Annotated in this window: 2 protein-coding genes and 1 other annotated feature; both genes read left to right on the top strand. The window is 31.0% G+C overall.

All coding sequences use genetic code 11. From position 1 onward, the window contains the following. The first annotated feature begins 122 nt into the window (after positions 1-122). Positions 123-299: a binding site (T-box leader), on the top strand. Positions 300-349: 50 nt separating this feature from the next. Next, positions 350-1,741 carry a glycine--tRNA ligase gene (locus CLOBL_RS26790; RefSeq protein ID WP_077861781.1) on the top strand — a complete coding sequence of 464 codons (1,392 nt, stop codon included), beginning with the start codon at positions 350-352 and terminating at the stop codon, positions 1,739-1,741. A gap of 354 nt (positions 1,742-2,095) precedes the next feature. Then, positions 2,096-3,472, top strand: coding sequence for a UDP-N-acetylmuramoyl-L-alanine--D-glutamate ligase (murD, locus tag CLOBL_RS26785; RefSeq protein WP_077861780.1), 1,377 nt, complete (start codon positions 2,096-2,098; stop codon positions 3,470-3,472). The last annotated feature ends 584 nt before the right edge of the window (positions 3,473-4,056 follow it).

Raw genomic sequence — 4,056 nt, 5'->3', positions numbered from 1 at the left:
GCTGTTAACCGATAGGTTGGAGGTTCGAGTCCTCTTCGCGGAGCCATTTTTTTATATTTTTTTAGACTATATTTTTATATTGACAGAAATGTTAATTTTGTTAAAATTAATTTATAAATTAAATATGCACGTTTAAGAAAGAATAGTAATCTGAAAGTCAATTATAGAGAGATGGTGTTTGGTGAGAACCATTATTGATTTGTGATGAATGGCGCTTTTTAGTGCAAAGGTATTTTAAGAAGAAAGATGGGCCTAAGCCAAGAAGGGTGGAACCGCGGAATTATAATTTCGTCCCTTTGTGGTTAGGGCTTTTTTTATTTTTATAAAAATGTATTTGGAGGGATAAACGATGGCAGTAGAAAAGACAATGGATAAGATTGTAGCACTTTGTAAAAACAGAGGATTTGTATTCCCAGGCTCAGATATATATGGGGGGTTAGCTAACTCATGGGATTATGGTCCTTTAGGTGTAGAATTCAAAAATAATGTAAAAAGAGCCTGGTGGAAGAAATTTGTTCAAGAAAGTCCTTATAATGTAGGATTAGACTCAGCTATTTTAATGAATAGTGAAGTTTGGGTGGCATCAGGACACGTTGGTGGTTTCTCAGACCCACTAATGGATTGCAAAGAATGTAAAGCAAGATTTAGAGCAGATAAGCTGGTTGAAGATCATATGACAGCTAATGGTGCAGAAGTAGCAAGCGCTGATGGATGGTCTAATGAACAATTAAAAGAATATATTGAAAGTAATAATATAGTTTGTCCTAAATGTGGAAAAATGAATTACACAGATATAAGAAAATTTAATCTTATGTATAAAACTTTCCAAGGTGTTACTGAGGATGCTAAGTCAGAAATTTATTTACGACCTGAAACAGCACAAGGTATATTTGTTAATTTTAAGGCGGTTCAAAGAACTTCAAGAAAGAAAGTTCCGTTTGGTATAGCTCAAATAGGTAAATCTTTTAGAAATGAAATTACTCCTGGTAACTTCATATTTAGAATAAGAGAATTTGAACAGATGGAATTGGAGTTCTTTTGTAAACCAGGAACTGATTTAGAATGGCATAAATATTGGAAGGACTATTGCTGGAACTTCTTGCTAAATCTGAATGTTAAACCAGAAAACTTAAGAATGAGAGATCATGGAGAAGAGGAGTTATCATTCTACTCAAATGCAACTTCTGATATAGAATACCTATTCCCATTCGGTTGGGGAGAACTTTGGGGTATAGCAGACAGAACTGATTATGACTTGACTAAACATCAAGAACATTCAGGTCAAGATCTAAGTTATTTAGATCAAACAACTAATGAAAAGTATATACCATATGTTATAGAACCGTCATTAGGTGCAGATAGAGTTACATTAGCATTTTTAATTGAAGCTTATGATGAAGAAGAATTAGAGGATGGAGATGTTAGAACAGTAATGCATTTACATCCAGCATTAGCTCCATTTAAAGCAGCTGTATTACCTCTTTCTAAAAAGCTTTCTGAAAAAGCTTTAGATGTTTATGCTGAATTAAGCAAAAAGTTCAACCTTGATTTTGATGAAACAGGAAGCATAGGAAAGAGATATAGAAGACAGGATGAGATTGGAACTCCATATTGTATAACAATTGATTTTGATACTTTAGAAGATGAAGCAGTTACTATTAGAAACAGAGACACAATGGAACAAGAAAGAATTAAGATAAGTGAATTAGAAGCTTATATACAAAAGAGCTTAGAGTTCTAATAAAAGTAATAGATTAGCCTACTAATTGTTTATTAGTAGGCTATTGCAATATTTGGAGTTTATGATTTTTGTGTTTTTATAGGAAATATACCTTATATTTATTGATTTGGATCATTTGAGTCTTAGATAGCACAAAAGAATAATGGAAATCCATTCAATTGTATTATAATAATATACATTATGGACAATAATATGATATAAAGAGTTAATCTGGAATGAAAGTTTTCAGAGTGATATAATTATGCTTAGGCATATTTTTCTTTTAGAAAATTTACATGTAATTTTGTTTTTGCATATATTAAGTCAGCATAGGATGTTTTTATATAATAAATTATTTTAATATGGAGGATGAAGATGAGAGAGGACTTTAAAGAATTCAAAAAATTCATATCGGGAAAGAAAACCGCAGTGGTTGGAATAGGAGTGAGCAATATTCCTTTAATCAATTCTCTATTAAGTTTAGGTGCTAAAGTAACAGCGTTTGATAAAAAAAATAGAGAAGAACTAGGAGATATAGCAAATGAATTTGATAATAAAGGTGTTAAATTAGAATTAGGAAGCGGATATTTAGATAATCTTAGAGGATTTGACGTAGTGTTTAAAACACCATCTATGAGAATAGATAGTGAAGCTTTAGTTAAGGCTAAAGAGGAAGGCGCATATATAACTTCAGAAATGGAGGAATTCGTCAGATATACTAAAGGAAAAGTATATGCAGTAACAGGTAGTGATGGAAAAACAACAACAACAACAATTATTTCTAAGTTATTAGAAGAAGAGGGATATAAAACATGGGTTGGAGGTAATATAGGAAATCCATTATTTTCACAAATAGAAAGTATAAATGAAAATGATAGAGTTGTATTAGAATTATCTAGCTTTCAACTCATGACCATGACTCAAGAGATAGATATAGCTATATGTACTAATTTAGCGCCTAATCATTTAGATGTGCACAAAGATATGCAAGAATATATAGATGCTAAGAAGAATGTTTTTTTATATCAATGTTCTGATGGACTTTTAGTGGTTAATAGAGAAAATGAGATTACACATGAGTTTACAAGAGAAGCACGAGGAATAGTAAAAGAATTTAGCTCTAAGAGAGAAATAGCAGATGGTGCATACTATAAGGATAATATACTTTATCTTGAAGGAAAAGAAGTGTGTAAAAAAGATGATATAGTAATTAAAGGTATGCACAATGTTGAAAACTACTTGGCAGCATTTTTGGCAACTAAGGAGGATGTCTCAATAGAAACAATGAAGAAGGTTGCGGGAACTTTTGCCGGTGTAGAACATAGATGCGAGCTTGTAAGAGAGCTGGATGGAGTTAAGTATTACAATGATTCTATAGCTTCTAGTCCGACAAGAACTTTGGCCGGACTTAGAGCATTCGATGAAAAAGTAATAGTAATTGCAGGTGGATATGACAAACATATACCTTTTGAGCCATTAGCGTATGAAGGATATCCATATATAAAAGAATTAATTCTTATGGGAGCAACAAAGGAGAAGATTAAGGGCGTATTCGATAAATTGGAACAAGAAAAAGGTATTAAGGTTGATATAAAAATAGCTGAGACGTTGGAGGAAGCTGTAGATATAGCAAAAAGTATAGCAAAATCAGGAGATATTGTTACATTATCACCTGCTTGTGCTTCATTTGATATGTATCCTAATTTCATGGTGAGAGGTAATAAGTTTAAAGATATAGTGAAGAATTTATAATGTATATGTTGCAGTAATAAAATTACATCTAAGAGGTGTATAGGCTAGGTAAATATCTAGATGTAAAATGCATGAAACTAATTGCAGTATATAAATCAAGAAAAGAATGATTGAAAATACTCTAATAAGAGAGAATTTTAATCATTCTTTTTTATATTAGTTATGTATAATCTTTTGCAATTTAATGTACAGGCATAGATAATATATAGGTTATTATTGTCGTATGATGTATAAGCTTGAGTCAAAATTCCAAAATATCAGTATTATATCAAAAACGCTTCCAGAAGTGTCATTTATAGAAAATAGAAGATAATAAAAGAAATAAGTCATAACTTTAAAATAATTCATGTATTCTTGATATTTTGAATTATTTAGTTGCGAAAAACATGGTAGTATAATATTCGTTGTCGCAGAAGAATGCGATGAACAAGAATAACATTAGTAACAATTGTTAAAATAAATTTGTAAAATTAATATTGACAATAGACGCTAAGGATGTTATCATAATAAAGCGGTCGAGAGAGACCGGAAGATCTTTGAAAATTGAACAGAAAATAATAAGTACATTTAAGTAAACCAGCAAT

Origin of the sequence: Clostridium sp. BL-8 (genome assembly GCF_002006495.1) — a bacterium.
Lineage (GTDB): Bacteria > Bacillota > Clostridia > Clostridiales > Clostridiaceae > Clostridium.
The sequence above is the reverse complement of the archived record's forward strand: the minus strand, read 5'-3'. Positions and strand labels throughout refer to the sequence as shown.

Excerpts from the sequence above, each read along its gene's own strand:
- murD (WP_077861780.1), top strand. The coding sequence starts at position 2,096 with ATGAGAGAGGACTTTAAAGAATTCAAAAAATTCATATCGGGAAAGAAA.
- CLOBL_RS26790 (WP_077861781.1), top strand. The coding sequence starts at position 350 with ATGGCAGTAGAAAAGACAATGGATAAGATTGTAGCACTTTGTAAAAAC.